We start from the raw sequence: 20,092 nt of genomic DNA, 5'->3' as shown, positions 1-20,092 counted from the left end.
GCGCCGAGGCCGAGGAAAATGGCCTTCATGGGTACAACATCAATAGGGACGTACACCGCGAAGTTGACCGATGGCCCTCTCGAGGGAAAGACCATCACCGCCGAGTTCCTGGAGTCCGGTGACCCTCGCCCGCGACTCGAGATCCGGGCGGAGTCGGGAAGCAAGCACTACCTCTACACGCGAGGCGGTGGCGTCGAGTTCGCCTCCGACGACGCGCTCGACAGCCGGCCGAGCGCCGTCGACTACCACTTTCTCGAGGCCGTTTTCGACTGAACCCACCACACCATCCGGCGGTCCGGCTCGAGCGCGTGCGCGCACCTCGAATGTGAGAACGTATGCCGAAACGAGAACAGACGCGATCATCCCGTCGATTGTGCAGTCGATGAGCACCGCCCCGTTGAGGCGCGCGGCCTCCTCTGCTCGCGCGCAGGGATAGCCGGGCACCGCCCCCGACACGACGTCGGCTGCGGCAACGGCGGCTGAGTCAGCGGCGCCGGCAATACGCTGCTTGAAAACGAGAGCCGCCGAGATCGCCGCAATGCCCCCGGTCAACGCCACCACCCCCGCAATAAGGCCGATCGCAACGACGGTGACCGAGCCCCGATCACCGGCCGCCTGCTCCGTTGGCGGCACGGGGGCCGCACCGAACGGAGCCGCCTGTCGTCTGAACCTTTTCATGTCAGAGCCCACCTGCGAGCGCGCACGATCGAGCGGTGACCGTCAGCCCGAGTGCGCTGAACGGGCCGGGCGGGCACGGAGCGCTGAGGAGGGCGCAGACGAAGTCGCCCTCGCGCTCGGCGGACATCGAGGCGTCGGCGACGATGCTTCGTGCGCGGAGAGCAACCGCCGCGGTATCGTCGCCGCGCCCGAGTGCACGGGCCGAGCCGGCTGCAGCGTCGGCGACGCGCAGCTGCTGGATCACAGCCTGGACGGCGCCCAGGCAGAGGGCGAGCACGAGCACGATCGCGGGCGCGACCGCCGCGAATTCGGCGGTGACGCTTCCCCGCTCGGGGTTGCCGGGACGACATTCCTCAGACATCGATGGAGAGCGCCCGTCGCACCAGGTCGGTGAGAACCTGCCTCACCTCGTCGCCCCTGAGGATGACGACGAGGAGTCCTGCGAACCCAACGGCAGCCATCGTCGCAACGGCATACTCGGCCGTGGCCGACCCTCTCTCGTCTGAGACGACGGATCTGAGCCGGGACCATGCACTGCGCCTGTATTTCGTCATGTCATGTCCTTTCTTGTTGAATCGTGGACGCTCTCGCGCCCGTGCATCCATCCTTCGCTGTCGACGATCGAAGCGAAGGGCGCCGACGACATCTCTGGACAGGATTCAGAGAGTGGCGAATGTGGAGGAGACGATGACCAGTACCAGGGGCGCGACGCCGAGGAACATGAACGAGGGAAGCACGCAGAGGCCGAGCGGAAGCATCAGCCGTACGGCGAGGGTCGACGCCGCAGTCTGGCCTGCGCTCCTCGACTCCCGTCTCCGGCGATCCGCTTCACTTCGGAGGAGCCCTCCAGCGGGGATTCCCGCTCGCGCTGACAGCTGCAAAACGTGATCGACCGTTGAACCGGCTTCGGCGCCCCCCGGGAGGAAGCGACGCGTAGCTTCCGCGACGAGTTCACGCGCGACGGCGATCGCTGCGCCTCCCGACAACGCCACCGACAGCAGTTCGAGCTCGATCGCACGGTCGCCATTGGTCTGCGTCGCCCTGCGCACGAGCATCCTGTTCCATGCTGCTCCCAGACCCATCAGAAGCACACCGCCGATCAGCAATCCCCAGCCGACAGGACTCCCCGTGAGCGCTCCGACGGTATCGAACCCGAGTACAGCGCCGAAGAGCAGCCCGACAAGAGGGAGTATCGATACCATCCGCGCCGTGAGGACGGGCCCCGCGAGCGCGACGGCGATGTCACGCTCGGTGTCTCCTTGCCCTCGGAAGGAGTCCGCACAGGCCCGAAGGCAGGCGGCGAGCGGCGCGCCGGATTCGGATGCGACCCACCACGCTGCGGCGAGTACGGCCCGGGCCTCCTTCACGCGGCGAGACGGAGCATCACCACCGTGCACGATGGCGGCGACGACGCTCTCACCGCGGGCGACGGCCCGGCCGACCGCCACCGCAAGCGGATCGTTGCCGGCTTCTGCCAGGTAGGCCCATGCGACCTCCGGCACGATTCCTGCCTCCAGCAACGTCGCCACCGTGTCGGCGAGGATGGCGAGACCATCGATCGCGAGGGAGCGAGCCGCACGGTCAGACCGCATCGGGCATCCTGAGTTCGTCGAGATGGAGGCGCGATCGATTGTCGGCACGGAACCGGCCGAAGCCCGAGATCCGGCGCGCGCTTCCGAGCCGCGCAACGTGGATGACCAGTCCGATCGCACTCACGGCCAGGCGCGCGATCGAACGATCCGACATGCCTGCGAGCGCACCGAGCGCCTCGAGCCGGGCAGGAACGTCGGCGAGGGAATTGGCGTGGAGTGTTCCGGCCCCGCCGTCGTGCCCGGTGTTCAATGCGCTCAGGAGATCCTGGACCTCGGCCCCACGGCACTCACCCAGTACGAGCCGGTCAGGGCGCATCCGCAGTGCCTCGCGTACCAGTTGCTGAAGTCCGACGCTTCCGGCACCTTCGAGGTTGGCCTGCCGGGCCTGCAGGCCGACGACATGCGGGTGGCTGACGCGGAGTTCGGCGACATCTTCGATGAGGACGATCCGCTCGTGCACGGGGGCTTCCGCAAGCATCGCCCCGAGGAGCGTCGTCTTTCCCGCTCCGGCCGCACCCGTCACGAGGAGATTCAGCCGCTGCGCGATCGCGGTGCGCAGGATGGCCGCCTGCGCCGGCGACACAGACCCCGCAGATACGAGGTCATCCAGGCTCAACCGCTCCCGTCGGGGCACCCGGATGGAGAGCAGTGTGCCCGTCGTCGATATCGGTGGCAGCACCGCGTGCACCCTGACGCCGCCGGCAAGTCGCACATCGATGAACGGAGTCGCCTCGTCGACGTGCCGGCCACCGATGCCGATCAGCCGTACGGCGAGCTCCCGGGTTGCCCGCTCATCGGCCGACCATCCCTCGAGGCGCTGCACACCCTCATCGCCGTCGCACCAGAGCTGGGCGCCGTTGACGAAGATGTCGGTGACCCCGTCGCGCGCGACATACGGCGCGAGTGGCCCGAACTGACGCCAGTCGATCGGGCCGGTCTCCGTCGTCGTCGAATGCGTTTCGGGCGCGATCGGCACGAACGGCGTGGCAGTCGGAGTCGTGGAGCTGGGCGTTTCCATGCCGCGACGCTAGGCCGCGTCGGCCTGTCATCGGCGGCGCTCCCCCGAATCTGTGGACAACGTCTCGTCGCGCCATCCTGTGGAGAAGGCGGCCACTGACCGGCGGCAAGCGGCAAGCCGGCCGCCGCCAGTCGCCGAGCGTGATCCCTGCGGCCCACCGTGCCTGCTGCGCGGAGCACGCTCGTCCGCATCACGCACGCTCGCTTCAGGACGCGAACGACGCGGCCCGTTAACACGTGGCCCGTTAAACAAAGGGGGGCGGCACCTATTGGGGGGAACAGGTGCCGCCACAGCGACGCGTGATTGGGGGGAATCGTTCGCGCCGCACGCCAGAATATACATTCGGCCGGGTATTAGTGTACGCCTATTAACTGGTTACGCAAGTCTCCGATTATGGGGTCACCGCCAAGCGGTAATGTCGGTAGAAGTCGCGCCACGACCCCCGCCAAAACCAGTATCGCGAAGGAGCGAAACGACTCCCCATGAGCAACACAATCGACAACCTGCTGCACGAGGAACGACGTTTTCCCCCGACGGAGGAGTTCGCCGCCCAGGCCGTCGCCAGCGCCGACCTGTACGAGCGCGCCTCGGCCGACCGGCTCGGCTTCTGGGCCGATCAGTCGCGTGAACTCCTCCACTGGCACAAACCGTTCACGAAGTCGCTCGACTGGTCGAATCCTCCCTTCGCGACCTGGTTCGACGACGGCGAACTCAATGTCGCGTACAACTGCCTCGACAGGCACGTGCTCGCCGGCAACGGCGACCGGGTCGCCATCCACTGGGAAGGCGAGCCGGGCGACAGCCGCTCCATCACCTACGCCGAACTGACGGCAGAGGTCAAGCGCGCTGCCAATCTCCTGACCAGCCTCGGCATCCGTGCGGGCGACCGGGTCGCGATCTACCTGCCGATGATCCCTGAGGCGGTGATCGCGATGCTGGCCGTCGCGCGCATCGGCGCCGTGCACTCCGTCGTCTTCGGCGGGTTCAGCGCTGAGAGCCTGCGGTCCCGCATCGACGACGCCAGCGCCAAACTCGTGATCACCGCAGACGGCGGGTGGCGCAAAGGCAAGGTCTTCCCCCTGAAGTCCGCCGTCGACGCCGCCCTCGCGGCGGGCGATTCGACCGTCGAGAACGTGCTCGTCGTCAAGCGCGGCGACAACGACGTCGAGTGGACCGAAGGCCGCGACCTCTGGTGGCACGATGAGATCGCCCAGGTCGACGCCGACCACGTGGCGAAGTCGTTCGGGGCCGAGCAGCCGCTGTTCATCCTCTACACGAGCGGAACGACGGGAAAGCCGAAGGGTATCCTCCACACGTCGGGCGGCTACCTCACCCAGGCCGCCTTCACCCACAAGAACGTCTTCGACCTTCACCCGGAATCCGACGTCTACTGGTGCACGGCCGATATCGGCTGGATCACCGGTCACAGCTACGTCGTCTACGGACCGCTCGCCAACGGCGCAACCCAGGTGCTCTACGAGGGCACGCCAGACACCCCGCATCAGGGTCGCTGGTGGGAGATCATCGAGAAGTACAAGGTCTCGCTGTTCTACACCGCCCCCACGGCCATCCGCTCCTTCATGAAGCTGGGCCGCCAGATCCCGCAGGGTTTCGACCTCAGCAGCCTGCGTGTGCTCGGGTCGGTCGGCGAACCGATCAACCCGGAGGCGTGGATGTGGTACCGCGAAGTCATCGGGAGCGGCAAGACGCCTGTCGTCGACACCTGGTGGCAGACCGAGACCGGCGCCATCATGATCTCCGCACTCCCGGGTGTGACGGCCACCAAGCCTGGAAGCGCGCAGACTCCGCTCCCGGGCATCACCGTCGACGTGCTGGACGACGCAGGCGAGCACGTGGGCCAGGGCAATGGCGGCCTCCTCGTCGTCACCGAGCCGTGGCCGAGCATGCTGCGCGGAATCTGGGGCGACCCTGAGCGCTTCAAGGAGACCTACTGGGAGAAGTTCGGCGACAAGTATTTTGCGGGCGACGGCGCACGCCTCGACGACGATGGCGACATCTGGCTTCTCGGACGGGTCGACGACGTCATGAACGTCTCAGGCCACCGTCTCTCGACCGCTGAGATCGAGTCGGCGCTGGTCGCGCATCCGCTCACCGCGGAGGCGGCCGTCGTCGGCGCCAGCGACGAGACGACCGGTCAGGCCGTCGTGGCGTTCGTCATCATCAAGCAGAGCCAGCAGGAGGTGGCCGATTCCGAGGATGTCGCGGCCATCCTGCGAGCCCATGTCGCCGAGCAGATCGGCGCGATCGCCCGGCCGCGTCAGATCTTCGTCGTCAACGAACTGCCGAAGACCCGGTCGGGCAAGATCATGCGCCGCCTTCTGCGCGACGTGGCGGAGGGCCGCGAGATCGGCGACACCACCACGCTCGCAGACACGACCGTGATGACGATCATCCAGGGCAAGCTGAAGTAGCGGCAGGTCAGTCGAACGCGAGGACCAGTTCGACCTCGACCGGAGCATCCAGGGGAAGCGCGGCCACACCGACCGCGGACCGGGCGTGGACTCCTGCGTCGCCGAAGATCTGCCCGAGCACCTCGGACGCGCCGTTGATGACACCCGGCTGCCCGGTGAACGACGGATCGGATGCGACAAACCCGACGACCTTGACGATGCGGGTCACCCGGTCCAGCGATCCGATCACGCCCTTGGCCGCCGCCAGAGCGTTGAGTGCGCAGATGCGGGCATAGTCCCTGGCGTCGCTCGCCGGGACGAGACCGTGGCCGTCACCCACCTTGCCGGTCGCCGGAAGGGCGCCCGACACCATCGGGAGCTGGCCGGAGGTGAAGACAAGATTGCCCTGAACCACGGCCGGGATGTAGGCCGCAACAGGAGGAACGATGTCGGGGAGCTCGATTCCGAGCTCGGCGAGGCGGGCGTCGATGGCGGAGGTCACTGGTCGCCGCCGTCCGCGTCGAGCACGGGGCGCTTGAGGTAGGCGACGAGGCCGCCTTCAGGTCCGGTCACCACCTGGACGAGTTCCCACCCCTCGGAACCCCACGTGTTGAGGATTGCCGCAGTGTTGTGGATGATCAGCGGAATCGTCGCGTATTCCCAGCGGGGCATGGTTCTCCTCGTGCGTTCAGCTCGGTCGTTCAGGGGGTTTGTCAGGTTTCTCACCTACGCTTGATTCTATGTCTGCCAAAAAACCCCCGGCTAGAGGTGCGCTCGGTGCGCTTGGCGCGTTCGTCGGCATGAGTGTCGTCGCGGGCCTCCTCGTCACTGCCGCCGTCACCCCCGCCATCGCGGTGACCGGCATGGCCGCAAACGACAGCATCGGCGCATTCGAGGGCCTCCCGGAGTATCTCGCCGTCGGAGAGCTCGCCCAGCCGACCACCATCTACGCGAAGGCGAGCAACGGAGCCAACGTTCCGCTGGCCACCTTCTACGCCCAGAACCGCCTGCCAGTGAAGTTCGACCAGATCGCCCAGTCCGCCAAGGATGCGGCCGTCGCCGGTGAAGACCCGCGCTTCTATTCGCATGGTGGAGTCGACATCCAGGGAACCATCCGAGGCGCGCTCTTCACCGCTCTCAAGAAGGATGTCCAGGGCGGTTCGTCGATCACCCAGCAGTACGTCAAGAACGTGCTCCTTCAGAAGTGCGAGGCGAAGCCGGTCAAGACCGACGCCGACCAGAAGGCGTACGACGCGTGCGTGCAGGACTCGACGGGCATCAGCCCGGATCGAAAGATCAAGGAGATGAAGTACGCGATCGGCCTCGAGAAGAAGTACTCGAAGGACCAGATCCTCGACGGGTACCTCAACATCGCCGGATTCGGCGGAAGCGTCTACGGAATCGAAGCTGCCGCGCGCTACTACTACGGCATTTCGGCGAAGACCCTCACTCCGGCACAGGCGGCCAGCCTTGTCGCGATCGTGAACCAGCCGACCGCGCTCAAGCTCGACGACCCCACAAGCAAGACGAACGGCGCCAAGAACGGCTACGCAGCCAACAAGGAACGCCGCGACTACATCCTCGGCAAGATGTACGAGTACAAGAAGCTCACCGAGGCCCAGTACAAAGAAGCGCTGAAGAGCAAGATCACGCCCAAGATCACCCCGTCGGTCCGTGGTTGCCAGACCGCGGGCGGCTCCGCCTACTTCTGCGACTACGTGCAGAAGATCGCACTCAACGACCCCGCGTTCGGCAAGGATGCCGACACCCGCACCTCGAACTTCTATCGCGGCGGCTACAAGATCTACACGACCGAGGACCTCGACATGCAGGGCGCGGCGGAAGGCTCCATCCGCGACTACGTGCCGAAGACCTACGACCAGGCCAACCTCGGTGCTGCCGCCACGGGCGTCCAGCCGGGCACCGGCCGCGTGCTGTACATGGCGCAGAACAAGGACTACAGCCAGGATCCCGCGGTGCTCAAATCGGGAGCGAACTACACCTCGATCAACTACAACACCGACCAGGCGTACGGCGGATCGAGCGGCTTCCAGACCGGATCGACGTACAAGGTGTTCACGCTCGCTGCCTGGCTGCAGGCCGGTCACTCGCTGAACGAGACCGTCAACGGGAACCCGAGGACCTACGACGCGTCGACCTTCAAGAACAGCTGTGACGGCCCGTCCTCAGGCCCGTACCACCCGACGAACGACTCGGCCGGCGAGGGCGGAATCATGAGCGCCCAGACCGCGACGACGGAATCGGTCAACACGGCCTACATCGCGATGGCCCATGAGCTCGACCTCTGCGACATCCGCCACGATGCCGAGGCATTCGATGTTCACCGCGCCGACGGAGGCACGCTCAAGAGCCCCCCGAGCAGCGTGCTCGGCATCAACGAGATCGCGCCCCTGACGATGGCGACCGCATTCGCAGGCATCGCGAACAAGGGCGTCGTCTGCACCCCGATCGCGATCGACAAGATCTACGACGGCACGGGCAAGGAAGTTCCAGCCCCGAAGTCGAAGTGCACGCAGGCCGTCGACCCCCAGGTCGCCGCAACGATGGCGTACGCACTCCAGAAGGTCACGACGGTCGGTACCGCCGCGGGGATGAACCCCAGCAATGTCGACATGCTCGCCAAGACGGGGACCACAGAGAACAACGAGCAGATCTGGCTCGTCGCATCGACCACCAAGATGGCCGGCGCGTACTGGGTCGGCAACATCGACGGCCACGTCTCGATGCGCAGCATCTACCCGACGCACGGCACGACGCCCGCACTCGCCCGAACCGCCGTGATGCGCAACATCATGGGCGCTTCGATCGCGAAGTTCGGCGGGGACCCGTTCCAGGCACCCGACCAGAAGCTCCTTCACGGCGTGCAGGTGCAGGTGCCCGACCTCACGGGTCGTTCACCCGCCGAAGCGAAGTCGATCGTCGAGGGCCTCGGCCTGAACTATGCCGATGGCGGCCCGCGTGACTCAGTACGCCCGGCAGGTACGGTGGACAGCACCGATCCAGGTGCCGGTGCGAGCGTGGGCAAGGGCACGGTGATCACGGTCTACACGAGCAACGGTTCGCTGGTCGCGCTTCCGAACGTGGTCGGCATGAAGCTCTCGCAGGCCCAGTCGGCGCTCAGCGGCTTCAGTGTGCAGGCCAAGGGCGGCGGGGGCAACCCCGACGACATCGTGAAGACGATGGATCCCGGCGCCGGAACCGGCGTGAAGGCCGGCTCGAAGGTCACACTGACGCTTCAGCAGTCGTCGACACCACCGACCGGGGCACCGAAACCGTAGTGGCACGCACACACGTCCGCAGCGCCGCCACCGCACTCGCGGTGGCCGGCGCTGCGGCCGTCGGCGCCTTCGCCTGGGGCACACTGGTCGAACGCAAGATGTTCACCCTGCGACGGGTGACGGCGCCCGTGCTGCCTGCCGGCGCGCGCCCGATCCGCGTGCTTCACCTCTCCGACCTGCATATGGCTCCGTGGCAGAAGGACAAGCAGGACTGGATCCGGTCACTGGCCGACCTCGATCTCGATCTCATCGTCGACACCGGCGACAATCTGGGTCACGTCGACGGCCTGCCGGGGATCGAGTACGCATTCGAACGGTTCCGCGGCATTCCCGGGGTATTCGTGCACGGATCGAACGATTATTACGGCCCCCAGGCCAAGAACCCCATGAAGTACTTCACGGGCCCGTCGAAAATGGCCACGACGGCGGCGCTCCTCGACAACGCCGCTCTCACCGCATATCTCGAGGACCTCGGCTGGCTCGACCTCAACAACTCGGCCGGCTCGCTCGACCTCGTCGGCACTCACGTCGAGTTCTTCGGCGTGAATGACCCTCACCGCCACTTCGACCGGCTCGACCTGATCCCCGGCGCCCTTGAAGAGCTGCGCGAGAACGACCCGTACTCCGAAGACGCGATGTGGCCGGAGGACGCCCCGAAACACGAACGCCCCACGCTGACGGTCGGGGTGGCGCACGCTCCCTACCAGCGCGTGCTCGACTCCTTCGTGACTTACGGTGCGTCGCTGATCTTCGCGGGTCACACCCACGGCGGCCAGGTCTGCATCCCCGGGTTCGGAGCGCTCGTCACCAACTGCGATATCCCGCGTCGGCAGGCGAAAGGCCTGAGCATCTGGAGGCACGCCTTCCGTTCGGCATACCTCAACGTGTCTGCGGGGCTCGGCACGTCGATCTACGCGCCGTTCCGTTTCGCCTGCCCGCCCGAAGCGACCTTTCTCACGCTGATCCCCGCACGTTAGCGAAGGCGGACTGGTCAGCGACCCCGCTCCGCAGCGTGTATCCTAGTTGAGGCCTTCGGGCCACTCGGGGTGTGGCGCAGCTTGGTAGCGCGCTTCGTTCGGGACGAAGAGGTCGTGGGTTCGAATCCCGCCACCCCGACACACTGTTGCCGGAGCATATCGCTCCGGCAACAGCCTTTTAAGCCGTCACGCGTGCCTCACGCCGTCGCTCGTGCCCCGAGGCGGTCGGCGACGATCTGCAGTGAGCGGATGCGCGCATCCACTGTGGCCGCCCCAGAAGCGATCATGAGTTCGTCGGCGCGGGTGGACTGAAGCAGCGACGTGAGTCGCACTTCGACCTCGTCCGGTGTGCCAACCGCCTGCCGGGCGACCCGGGCTTCGATGAACTCCTTCTCGAGCGCGGTGAACTCGTGGGCCAGCGCCTCGTCGATGCTGACCGGCTGCGGCTTGCCGCCCTGCCGCATCCGCAGGAACGACAGCTGGCCGGGAAGCGACTGCGCACGCACCACCTCAGGGTCGTCGTCCGAGATCACGTTCACGGCGATCATGCTGTGCGGCTCCGTGAGGATGTCGCTCGGGGTGAAGCGCGAACGGTACAGCTCGAGGGCTGCTTCGGTGTTCTCACCCGCGAAATGGTGGGCGAAGGCGAAGGGCAGCCCGAGCGCCGCTGCGACCTGCGCGCTGTATCCGCTCGACCCGAGGAGCCAGACCTGTGGTGCGTCGCCGAGCCCCGGGACAGCGGTGATGCTGTGCAGGGGATTGGAGTCGCTGAGTCCTCCGTAGAAGAACCCGAAGAGGTCGAGGAGCTGCTGCGGGAAGTCTTCGACACCGAGTCCTTCGGCGCTCCGTCGGAGTGCCATCGCGGTTGCGCCGTCTGTTCCCGGCGCGCGACCGATGCCGAGGTCGATCCTGTCGCCGTAGAGGGCCCGGAGCGTGCCGAACTGTTCGGCGACGACGAGCGGCGCGTGGTTCGGCAGCATCACTCCCCCGCTGCCCACCCGGATGCGGTCGGTCGCCGCCGCGATGCCCGCAATCAGGACTGCCGGTGCGCTGGATGCGATGGCAGGCATTCCGTGGTGCTCGGCGACCCAGAAACGGGAGTAGCCGAGCCGTTCCGCCTCCTGGGCGAGCCGGATCGAGCCGCGGACGGCATCCGCGTTGCTGCCGCCGAAGGGGCGGCTCGCGAGGTCGAGGACGTTGAGGGGCACGGATGCGGTCGCTGCAGTATTCACCCTTCTGGCAACGACGAACCGCCCTCAGCGATTCCCGAGGAGTTCACCCGGGCGGCTCACAGCCGACGCGAACCGCCCGGGGCTCACCGGCCTAGGGATTCGCGGCGGCGGCGAGCTGCGACGATGATCACGACGATGATCCCCGCGAGCACCAATCCCACACCGACGGAAATGAGCGATGCGCTGATGATCGACCCCGTGTCGGCGAGCCCGCTGCCCGAACCGGAGGAGGTCGCGGCCGAGCGCGCCGGGTCGTCTGCCGGGATGACCGTGATCGTCGCCGTGGTGGATGCGTGGCTCGCCTCCCCGGTGCCGGTGACGTCATAGGCGCCGCTCGCCGAGCGTGGGACGGTGATGACGAGTTCGGCGCTCCCGTCGGGCGCGGACGCCTTCACGACGCTCGCAGTGCTGACGGAGGTGCGGAAGGACGCAAGGTGAGCATCCGCTCCGTTCTGCCCGGAGACGACGTAGTCGACGCCCTCGGAATCGCCGAATGTGCCGGGATCGCAGGTCAGGGTGGCGGACCCTCCGCCCTGGACGGTCGTCGGGCTGATGGTGCAGCCGCCGTCGGACGTGTAGTCGTCGGCGTTGGCGGCAAGGGGCGCAGCGAAGGTCGTGGCGACGATGAGGAGCAATGTGGCGAACAGCTTCTTTGACATGAGCGACGCCTCCGGACGTGGCCTGCGAACACGCCGGGAGTACCCAACGTGATTAATCCTCAGTTTACTGCTCACTTGCAGGCAAGAGCAACGTTCGTCGCCACCGTGCCACCCAGAGTGGGGGTAACCGTCAGGATCGCGTCGGCGGCCTTCTGCTTCACGTTCAGAAGGTCGACGACGACGGTCTTGGTCACTCCCGGTCGAAGGTCGACCGTCGAGATGCTCACCGGACGACCGGAATCGGTCGCGGCACGACTCGGGTTGCGGAACGCTCCGCCGCCCGTCGCTCCGACGAGCAGCCCGCCATCCGGACCGTAGACGACGACGCGCGTACGGATCATCCCCGGTATCACTCCGAAGATCCCGTAGCCCGTCACATACGCAGGCAACGACTGGCCGGCGTCGGCCGGCGCCGTATTGGTCAGGGTGACCGTCACGCGCGACGACGGCGTACCGTCGGCGCGGCAGAAGGCCGACGCAACTGCCACCGTGGATTTCAGGTAGTAGTCCATCTTGCCTCCGGTCGCATCATTGAAGTACACCCCGACGCCGGCGGCAGAAGATGTCGATACGGGCAGCCCTCCCGCCAGAGTCGTCGACGCGATCACTGACTGCTCCGCCGGGTGGGCGCTCCAGATCAGCAGGCGACGCTCTGCGCCCGCCTGCGCCAGCGCGCGAACGAGCGCCGTCGCATCCGCCGAGCCCGATGCGACCTTGGTGAAGACGGCCGCGGCCGCCGAAGCGAAGACGGCATCCTGACCGCTGGACGAATAGTCGCTGTAGACATCCCGAAGCAGGAAAGGGATGGCGTTGTTCGCATCGAGCTGCCGGCCATCCGCGATCGTGACCGGTCCGGTCGCTCCGAGAAGGTACCCGATCGTCACCGGGTCGATGGCGAGGACCTCGTCGATCCGTCCGCCGAACTTCGTCGTCCACATCTTCGCCGCCAGCTGTGCAGCAACCGGAAAGTACGGCGTCGCGCCGACATCCTGTACGTAGCGGCCGACCACTGTTCCGAAGAGACCTTCGGTCGCTGTCGGCAGGGGCATGACCGGGTGTGCGAGCGCAGGGAAGTCCGCCGTCGACGCCTGGGCGACGAGTTTGATCGATCCCTTGTCGGCATGGATGAGCACGAGGGATCCGACGATGCCTCCGGTGGCGCGAAGCTCGGCCGGATTCTGCGCCAGCAGCAGGATGCCGCGCGGCCCGTCGGCGCCGAGCATGCCCGGAAGCAGGCGCACGCTGTTCGCGAGCGCGGTGATGGACGGGCCGACACCATCGACGGCACCCCTGACCTTGCCGACCGCATCGGAGACGACCCCGAGCGTGCCGTCGGTCCGGATCGCCCCGACGGCACGATGCACGTCGTCGTACGCCTTCTGCACACGGACGATCGTCGGTGTCGCCGCGACCAGCGGAGCGAGGTCGACCGCGCCCTTCACCGGCCTGAATTTCGCGAGGTCGACGGACGCAGACACGGTGATGAGCGGCGACACGATGCGATCGGATACGTCGGCCGCCGCCGCCGCCAGCTGCCGGCCCGCCGCAAGGTTCGGCCCGATGATGGGAAGGATCTCGGCTGCGCGCCACAGAGGGTCGTCGGTCAGGCTTGCAGCCAGGCGGGCGTGGTCGCCGAGTTCGGTCGCCGCCGACCTGGCCGCGCCGAGGTCGCCGGACGCGACAGAGTCTTCGACTGCGTAGACGAGGGGCGTGATCTTTTTCAGTTCCTGCTTGGCGATCAACCCGCGGATCCCGATCCAGCCCACCGCCGCAGCGGTCACCAGGACCACGCATGCCACGGTGATCGAGATCACACGCCTACGCGTGGACATTTTCGGGGTGGACTCCATCCCGCAAATCTAACAATTCCTCAGCTTTTGCGAGAGTGGTGCGGCACCCCCCGAACGGGGAGGCGCCTGCGACGCTGTGCTCAGCGTCTGGAGAGCCCGGTCAACGGCGCCCGAGCCCTCGGTACGTCCATCCCGCCGCCCGCCATGCCACAGCGTCCAGAGCGTTGCGGCCGTCGACGATCACCCGGCCACGCACGCGCTCTCCGACCACTTCAGGCTCGAGCGCCGTGTATTCCGGCCACTCCGTGACAAGCACGACAGCGTCGGCGTCCTGCAGGGCCGTGTTCGCGTCGGTCGCATACTTCAGCTGCGGATGCCGGACCCGCGCGTTCTCAATGGCCTGCGGATCCGTCGCCACGACCTCCGCCCCGAGCCCACGCAGCTGTACTGCGACGTCGAGCGCAGGCGAATCGCGCACGTCGTCGGAATGCGGTTTGAACGCGAGGCCGAGCACGGCGATCCGCTTGCCATTGACCTGGCCGTCGAGCAGTTCGACGATGAGGTCGATGACACGCTGCCTGCGCCGCAGGTTGATCTGGTCGACCTCCTTGAGGAAGGCGACCGACTCTCCGCGGCCGAGCTCTTCGGCGCGCGCCGTGAAGGCACGGATGTCCTTCGGGAGGCACCCTCCGCCGAAGCCGACGCCCGCATTGAGGAAGCGGCGGCCGATCCGCGCGTCGTAGCCGATCGCATCCGCAAGAGCCGTCACGTCGGCACCGGTCACCTCGGCGATCTCCGCCATCGCGTTGATGAACGAGATCTTGGTCGCGAGGAACGCGTTGGCCGACACCTTCACCAGTTCCGCGGTCGCGTAGTCGGTCACCACGACCGGGGTGCCGCCCTCGATGGCGGATGCGTAGACCCGATCGAGAACGCTCGCCGCGAGGGCGCCGGGTTCGCCATCGGGAACGCCGTATACGAGCCTGTCCGGCGAGATCGTGTCCTTGACCGCGAAGCCTTCGCGCAGGAATTCGGGGTTCCAGGCGAGGACCGCGCCCGGCGCAGTGGATTCGAGCCTGGCGCTGAGCCGTGATGCGGTGCCGACCGGCACCGTACTCTTGCCGGCCACCACATCGCCCGCCTTGAGGTGCGGGGCGAGGGCCTCGAACGCGGCGTTGACGAAGCGAAGGTCTGCGGCGTTGCCGCCCCGCTGCTGCGGGGTGCCCACCGCAACGAAATGAACGGATGCGCCGGCTGCGTCGGCGATGTCGGTGCTGAACCGCAGCCGCCCGGTCGCGGTTGCAGACGCCAGGATGGCCGGCAGCCCCGGTTCGAAGAACGGAGGGATGCCCGCCGACAGGCTTTCGATCTTCGCGGCGTCGACGTCGATGCCGACGACCTCGTGACCGAGTTCCGCCATCGCGGCGGCGTGGACGGCACCCAGGTAACCGCATCCGATGACGGAGATCTTCATGGTGGCCCTTCGGGTCAGGTGAAGTCGGGATCGGGCTCGGCCATGTACGCAGGAGTGCCCGCTTCGACAGGCCAGCGACGCCTGCCGTTGTTGAGCACCCCCTGGCTCTCCTGCAGGTAGCAGGCGCCGCACAGCGATTCGTAGCTGACGGATGCCCCGTCGATCGCCACCTGGTCGCCGTCGAAGACGAAGATCCCGTCGATCTTGCGGGCGTTGAAGATCGCCTTGCGTCCACAGCGGCAGATCGTCTTCAGTTCCTCGAGGCTGTGCGCGATCTCGAGCAGCCTGCGGCTGCCAGGGAAGGCCACGGTCTGGAAATCGGTGCGGATGCCGTATGCCAGCACGGGAATGTTCTCCAGCAAGGCGATGCGAAGGAGATCGTCGACCTGGGCCTCGGTCAGGAACTGCGCCTCGTCGACCAGCAGACAGCTGACGTCGCGTTCATAACGTTTGATGGTGCGCTCACGGTGGTGCTGGAACCTGCCGTACGCGTCGGTCTCCGGGGCGATCAGGAAATCAACATCCCGCGTCACACCGAGGCGCGACAGGATGCCCATGTCGCCTTTGGTGTCGATCGCCGGCTTGGCCAGAAGGACCCGATGCCCGCGCTCTTCGTAGTTGTACGCCGCCTGCAGCATTGCAGTGCTCTTGCCGCTGTTCATCGCGCCGTATCGGAAATACAGTTTTGCCACGAGACGATCCTACGGGGTGGTGCCCCGGCTCTCAGGTGAGGTAGCCGTCCTCTGCGGCGCGCCGGATGAGATCCGCTCGGGAACTCGTCGGCCGGCCCACCTTTCCGTACTTCTCGCGAACGCGCCTGAGGTACGTCTTGGCAGTTTCGTATTGCACGCCCATCTCACGCGCCACCTGCCCGGTGGTCCGCCCGTCTGCGTACAGCGAGAGGGCGAGCCGCTCCCCGTCACTGAGATGCGGTCGGGCGATCTGGGTCGCGCCCGTCGGGAGCGGCCGCCAGGCAGGTTCCGGGGCGGGCGAACCGTCGAGGCCCATGACCGAGCGGGCGACGGCCATGACCTCGTTCATCGGCTCGGACTTGTTGAGGTAGGCCGCCGCACCGGCCGCCAGCGCGCTGTCACGATCGGCCTGTGCGTCGATCGCCGTCAGGACGATCACCTTCGCTCCAGCGGCGCGGCAGGTGCGCACGCGAGCGCCGATCGAGACCGTCTCACGCAACTGCAGGTCCATCATCACCAGATCCGTGGGAAAGGCATCGCTGTGAACCAGGTCGAGCCACGTGCTCGCACGCAGCACGAGCTCGAATTCGGGCGCATTGGCGGTGATCCAGCTGGCGAGGCTGTCGAGCAGCAGTTCGTGGTCATCGAGAAGGGCCAGACGGATCGGCCCCGGCATCGGGTTCGGTTCTGACGCGCTCATCGTGCTTCAGGACCCGCCATAAGAAAACTGTATCGTCACTGAGCCGTCCTGAGCGTCGAGCGTCGCATCGGTCGAGACGGCGCGCAGGGCGGCCAGGTACGGCATGAAAGCGTGTCGCAGCCGGGGTCCGGGCGCGGCGATCCCTGCGCTCATGATGGTGTGGGCCCGCCCGGCGACGGCGGCTATTTCGATCTTGAGCGACGATGGGTCGAACCCATGGGTGCGTGAAGCCGATGCGACGATCGCACCGACGATCCCCCGGAGCTGTTCGCTCATCGCGTCCGCGAGCGTGTCCGGATCGACGACGGCGCCCCGGGCAGGGTGGTCGACCGACCTGGCGACACTTTCTTCGAGCCAGTGGAGATCCACGTCGTGCACCGCGCTCCGGCGGACGGACGCCGCAATCGTGCGGGCACGCTCGATATCGTCGGCCGTGAGCTCGCCCCTCTCGAGGACGTCGACGAGATAGGGAACGGCCGCGCTGTTCAGCAGGGTCATCCGTTCCTGGTGGATCATCCGGGTCGCCCCTTCGCGCAGCTCCGGGTCGAGCCGCACCTGCGACTCGCGGGCAGCTTCGTTCCACCTCTGAGTGTCGCTGGACATCACCGACGCGTATGCGCAGCCGGCGAGCGCGAGCGCGATCACCGGCGTGGCAGCCACGGTGAAGTAGACCAGGGGAATGTTGGCGATCTGGAGCGACGGCCCTTGCAGCGCAGCTTCGACGCCGACGACCAGGGCGGCGAAGACGGATGCCGCGATCACCTCGGCGATCGGACGGTACAAGGGCAGCGTGATGAACATGAGGGCGATGGCGATCTGTCCCCAGTCGTCCTGGATAATCCTGTTGCCACCCCACACCGAGAGCGTGAACAGCGTGCTCGCAAGCACTGAGAGCCCGACGACGACGATCATCCCGACCCTGCTGAAAGGTGCGACGGTCGAACGGGACCTCGAAGAGTAGTAGACGATTGCGCCGAGCATGACGAGGAGCGCAAACCACGCGAGTGGCGGATCTGTGAGCTGATCGCGGTGGTTGAGCGTGGAGTACCCGGCGTAGATCATGATGACGGCGCCGATGACCGGCCCGAGAGGCCATGCCGACAGTGTGCCGATCGGATCGAGGCGCTGAGGCGTCTGCTCGTCGCCCCTCACGAGGCAAGTCCTTCTTCGTCGGCCTGCGAGGAGGGCACGCGCATCATGACGGTGGTGCCGATGTCGGGACTGGACCAGATCGTGACACTTCCGCCGACCCGCTCGATTCGATCGTGGACCGAGTTGCGCAGCCCCAGGCGATCGGTCGCTGCGGGCGACGTCGCGAAACCACGCCCCGCATCCACGACGAGCACCGAGACGCTCGAGTCGGACGCAGAGATGGCGATCTCTGCCGTCGCGCTTCCTGAGTGCCTGAGCACGTTGACGAGGCACTGCCGGACGGCGAGCCCGACGGCCTTGCGCCGGTCCGTGCTGAGCAGGCCGAGCGATTCCCGGTCGCCGGAGACATCGACCGAGAGGCCTTCGTCCCTGGCGAGCTCGATCGCTTCCCGCAGGTCGCTCTCGTACCAGGCCTCTGCGGGATCGGCCGGTGTGATGCGCCGCTCGAACGGCCCCGCTGTCGGATCCCGACCGAGCTGGCGGAGATCCGCCTCAATGCGCTGCCGCAGCTGCGGCCGCAAAGGACCCGGCGCCGAGCTCGCGATAGTCACGAGTTCACTGAGCACGGTGTCGTGGAGCTCCGCCGCCGCTTCGACAGCGAGTTCGCGGCGAACCTCGGCTTCGCGGTTGTCCCTGATGGCGCGGTGGATGGCCGACTGCGGGCGACTGCGAACTCCTCGCGTCAGCCCGTCGAAGGCCAGCACGCCCACGATCAGGAGGTAGGCGCCGAGGGAGATGGCGTCGGTGTGGAACGCGCGGCCTGCTGTCAGCGCGGCGAAATAGACGGCGGCCTCGGCGAGTGCGAATCCGAGGGTGGCCCAGAGGATGCCGGCGAGCGCGCCGGAGCCCGTTCCGCCGACGAGCGTCATCGCCACGATCGGAAGTGCGATGACGAAGAGGTTCGTGTTGTGGTAGCTCGGCGTGAGCGCGAGCACCGCGACGGCGTAGAGGTAGGTGGATACGGTACCCACGGCGAGATATGCGATGGTGAGCGCGGTTGTGCGTCGCCGGCTGAGGACGACGAGGAGCGCCCCCATCGGCACGAGCACGAGCGTGGCATACCAGTAGCGGCCTCCGGCTGAGCCCAGCCCGGCGATGAGCAGGTTGACGAACGCTGAGGCCAGGCACACGAGCGCGGCCGCCTGGGCGGCCGCTGCGAGGGCCCGACTGTTGGCTGCACGCGCGAGATGGCTCGGCAAACCCAGTGACATGTTTCGGATTATTCCACCGGAACTGCTTCCCGTGTACCCCGGATGGAAATTCTTGTACCCCAGTTGGAGGGGTCACGGTCGCGTTCAGAAGAGCGTCGGCTGGCCCTGGATCGCCGACAGGGCAGCGTCGGGAGCCATCTCGTTCGGGCTGGCCCGGCCGGAGGTGGAACGTCGTCGCTCGCCATCGGCGTCACGGGTTATGCCGAGCGCTGTGGACCTCACACCGCCCGTGAGCGGATCTTCATAGCCTCGCTCGAGGCCGTGTGAACGGATCAAGGGCTTGAGCTTCGCGGCGAGCCACTGCCGATACGCCTTCGGTGCGTAGGTGCCGCCCGCATACATCTTGCGGTAGCTGGGAAGGAGTTCTGGACGCGCTTGCTCGAGCCAGAGATAGAACCACTCCTTCACGCCAGGCTTCAGGTGCAGAGCGGAGTACAGCACGGATGTTGCGCCCGCGGCTTTCGCCTGCCGCAGCGCTTCGTCGAGGTGAGCGCGGGTGTCCGTGAGGTAGGGCAGTATCGGCATGAGGAAGACCGCGCAGTCGAGACCGTGCTCACGCACGGCCGTCACCGTGGCGAGGCGGGCCTTCGTGCTCGGGGTTCCTGGCTCCACCGACTGTTGAAGTTCGTCGTCGTAGACCGCGATGGACATCGCGAGATCGACGGGCACGTGTTCGGAGGCGGCGACGATGAGGTCGAGATCGCGTCTCAGCAGCGACCCTTTCGTCAGGATGCTGAACGGGGTCCCGGAATCCGTCATCGCTCCGATGATGCCCGGCATAAGTGCGTAGCGCCCCTCGGCCCTCTGGTACGGGTCGGTGTTGGTGCCGAGAGCGACATGATGATGCCCCCAGCTCGGCTTCGCCAGCTCTTTGTGGAGCACCTCTGCGACGTTGATCTTCACGATGATCTCGTTGTCGAAGTCTTTTCCCGCATCGAGGTCGAGGTAGGTGTGCGTCGGCCGCGCGAAGCAGTAGGCGCATGCGTGAGAGCAGCCACGGTAGGGGTTGATCGTCCACCCGAACGGCATCGCGCTGCCGCCCGGAACCTTGTTCAGTGCGGACTTCGCCAGCACCTCGTGAAAGGTGATGCCGGCGAACTCCGGCGTCTTCACCGAACGGACGAGGTTGTTCAGCCGTGCCAGTCCGGGCAGGGCCGACGGCTCCTCCACAGCCAGTTCCTGTCCGCTCCACCGCATGGGATAATTC

At 66.8% G+C, this 20,092-nt stretch carries 19 protein-coding genes and 1 tRNA gene; 4 read left to right on the top strand and 16 right to left on the bottom strand.

Translation table 11 applies throughout. From position 1 onward, the window contains the following. Positions 1 to 39 precede the first annotated feature (39 nt). From ACPPVQ_RS05725 to ACPPVQ_RS05705, 5 genes are all read right to left on the bottom strand, one after another. Complete coding sequence (locus tag ACPPVQ_RS05725; RefSeq protein ID WP_426519523.1) at positions 40 to 678, bottom strand: Rv3654c family TadE-like protein; 639 nt, start codon at positions 676 to 678, stop codon at positions 40 to 42. A 1-nt stretch (position 679) separates the two neighbouring features. After that, positions 680 to 1,039 (bottom strand): TadE family type IV pilus minor pilin, encoded by a 360-nt coding sequence (locus ACPPVQ_RS05720; RefSeq protein ID WP_426519521.1) that lies wholly within the window; start codon positions 1,037 to 1,039, stop codon positions 680 to 682. Continuing rightward, the gene (locus ACPPVQ_RS05715) at positions 1,032 to 1,232 is read right to left on the bottom strand and encodes a DUF4244 domain-containing protein (RefSeq protein WP_426519519.1); all 201 of its coding nucleotides are present in this window, start codon (positions 1,230 to 1,232) and stop codon (positions 1,032 to 1,034) included. The genes ACPPVQ_RS05720 and ACPPVQ_RS05715 overlap by 8 nt, the downstream gene beginning before the upstream one ends. 105 nt (positions 1,233 to 1,337) lie before the next feature. After that, positions 1,338 to 2,270: a type II secretion system F family protein gene (locus tag ACPPVQ_RS05710; RefSeq protein WP_426519517.1), complete on the bottom strand. Its 933-nt coding sequence runs from the start codon at positions 2,268 to 2,270 to the stop codon at positions 1,338 to 1,340. After that, the gene (locus tag ACPPVQ_RS05705) at positions 2,260 to 3,288 is read right to left on the bottom strand and encodes a TadA family conjugal transfer-associated ATPase (protein WP_426519515.1); all 1,029 of its coding nucleotides are present in this window, start codon (positions 3,286 to 3,288) and stop codon (positions 2,260 to 2,262) included. The genes ACPPVQ_RS05710 and ACPPVQ_RS05705 overlap by 11 nt, the downstream gene beginning before the upstream one ends. A gap of 482 nt (positions 3,289 to 3,770) precedes the next feature. Here ACPPVQ_RS05705 and acs point away from each other — a divergent pair, with 482 nt between their 5' ends. Further along, the gene (acs, locus tag ACPPVQ_RS05700; RefSeq protein WP_426519513.1) at positions 3,771 to 5,720 is read left to right on the top strand and encodes an acetate--CoA ligase; all 1,950 of its coding nucleotides are present in this window, start codon (positions 3,771 to 3,773) and stop codon (positions 5,718 to 5,720) included. 7 nt (positions 5,721 to 5,727) lie between these two features. Here acs and ACPPVQ_RS05695 read toward each other — a convergent pair whose 3' ends face one another. Together ACPPVQ_RS05695 and ACPPVQ_RS05690 are read right to left on the bottom strand one after the other, a co-directional pair. Then, the gene (locus ACPPVQ_RS05695) at positions 5,728 to 6,201 is read right to left on the bottom strand and encodes a RidA family protein (RefSeq protein WP_426519511.1); all 474 of its coding nucleotides are present in this window, start codon (positions 6,199 to 6,201) and stop codon (positions 5,728 to 5,730) included. Continuing rightward, a complete protein-coding gene (locus ACPPVQ_RS05690) occupies positions 6,198 to 6,371 on the bottom strand; it encodes a hypothetical protein (protein ID WP_426519509.1) in 174 nt (57 codons plus the stop codon). The genes ACPPVQ_RS05695 and ACPPVQ_RS05690 overlap by 4 nt, the downstream gene beginning before the upstream one ends. A gap of 68 nt (positions 6,372 to 6,439) precedes the next feature. Here ACPPVQ_RS05690 and ACPPVQ_RS05685 point away from each other — a divergent pair, with 68 nt between their 5' ends. From ACPPVQ_RS05685 to ACPPVQ_RS05675, 3 genes are all read left to right on the top strand, one after another. Beyond that, a complete protein-coding gene (locus ACPPVQ_RS05685; RefSeq protein ID WP_426519507.1) occupies positions 6,440 to 8,998 on the top strand; it encodes a transglycosylase domain-containing protein in 2,559 nt (852 codons plus the stop codon). Then, the gene (locus ACPPVQ_RS05680) at positions 8,998 to 9,975 is read left to right on the top strand and encodes a metallophosphoesterase (protein WP_426519505.1); all 978 of its coding nucleotides are present in this window, start codon (positions 8,998 to 9,000) and stop codon (positions 9,973 to 9,975) included. The genes ACPPVQ_RS05685 and ACPPVQ_RS05680 overlap by 1 nt, the downstream gene beginning before the upstream one ends. 65 nt (positions 9,976 to 10,040) lie before the next feature. Then, positions 10,041 to 10,114, top strand: a tRNA-Pro gene (locus tag ACPPVQ_RS05675). A 58-nt stretch (positions 10,115 to 10,172) separates the two neighbouring features. Here ACPPVQ_RS05675 and ACPPVQ_RS05670 read toward each other — a convergent pair. The 9 genes from ACPPVQ_RS05670 to ACPPVQ_RS05630 all read right to left on the bottom strand — a co-directional run bounded on the left by ACPPVQ_RS05670 (position 10,173) and on the right by ACPPVQ_RS05630 (position 20,082). Continuing rightward, on the bottom strand, positions 10,173 to 11,207 hold the full coding sequence (locus ACPPVQ_RS05670; protein WP_426519504.1) for an LLM class flavin-dependent oxidoreductase: 1,035 nt from the start codon (positions 11,205 to 11,207) through the stop codon (positions 10,173 to 10,175). Between the two features lie 83 nt (positions 11,208 to 11,290). Continuing rightward, positions 11,291 to 11,866 (bottom strand): hypothetical protein, encoded by a 576-nt coding sequence (locus ACPPVQ_RS05665; RefSeq protein ID WP_426519502.1) that lies wholly within the window; start codon positions 11,864 to 11,866, stop codon positions 11,291 to 11,293. A gap of 71 nt (positions 11,867 to 11,937) precedes the next feature. Beyond that, positions 11,938 to 13,716, bottom strand: a complete 1,779-nt coding sequence (locus tag ACPPVQ_RS05660) for a DUF4012 domain-containing protein (RefSeq protein WP_426519500.1) — start codon at positions 13,714 to 13,716, stop codon at positions 11,938 to 11,940. Between the two features lie 100 nt (positions 13,717 to 13,816). Further along, complete coding sequence (locus tag ACPPVQ_RS05655) at positions 13,817 to 15,130, bottom strand: UDP-glucose dehydrogenase family protein (RefSeq protein ID WP_426519498.1); 1,314 nt, start codon at positions 15,128 to 15,130, stop codon at positions 13,817 to 13,819. Positions 15,131 to 15,144: 14 nt separating this feature from the next. Next, positions 15,145 to 15,822 (bottom strand): thymidine kinase, encoded by a 678-nt coding sequence (locus ACPPVQ_RS05650; RefSeq protein ID WP_426519496.1) that lies wholly within the window; start codon positions 15,820 to 15,822, stop codon positions 15,145 to 15,147. Positions 15,823 to 15,853: 31 nt separating this feature from the next. Beyond that, positions 15,854 to 16,522: a response regulator transcription factor gene (locus tag ACPPVQ_RS05645; protein ID WP_426519494.1), complete on the bottom strand. Its 669-nt coding sequence runs from the start codon at positions 16,520 to 16,522 to the stop codon at positions 15,854 to 15,856. Positions 16,523 to 16,528: 6 nt separating this feature from the next. Beyond that, the gene (locus ACPPVQ_RS05640) at positions 16,529 to 17,674 is read right to left on the bottom strand and encodes a hypothetical protein (RefSeq protein ID WP_426519492.1); all 1,146 of its coding nucleotides are present in this window, start codon (positions 17,672 to 17,674) and stop codon (positions 16,529 to 16,531) included. After that, positions 17,671 to 18,885, bottom strand: coding sequence for a sensor histidine kinase (locus tag ACPPVQ_RS05635; protein ID WP_426519490.1), 1,215 nt, complete (start codon positions 18,883 to 18,885; stop codon positions 17,671 to 17,673). Before ACPPVQ_RS05635 ends, ACPPVQ_RS05640 begins: the two co-directional genes overlap by 4 nt. An 84-nt stretch (positions 18,886 to 18,969) precedes the next feature. Continuing rightward, a complete protein-coding gene (locus ACPPVQ_RS05630) occupies positions 18,970 to 20,082 on the bottom strand; it encodes an Rv2578c family radical SAM protein (protein ID WP_426519488.1) in 1,113 nt (370 codons plus the stop codon). Positions 20,083 to 20,092: the final 10 nt, after the last annotated feature.

The sequence above is a fragment of the Leifsonia sp. McL0618 genome, from assembly GCF_049994905.1.
Lineage (GTDB): Bacteria > Actinomycetota > Actinomycetes > Actinomycetales > Microbacteriaceae > Diaminobutyricibacter.
The sequence above is the reverse complement of the archived record's forward strand: the minus strand, read 5'-3'. Positions and strand labels throughout refer to the sequence as shown.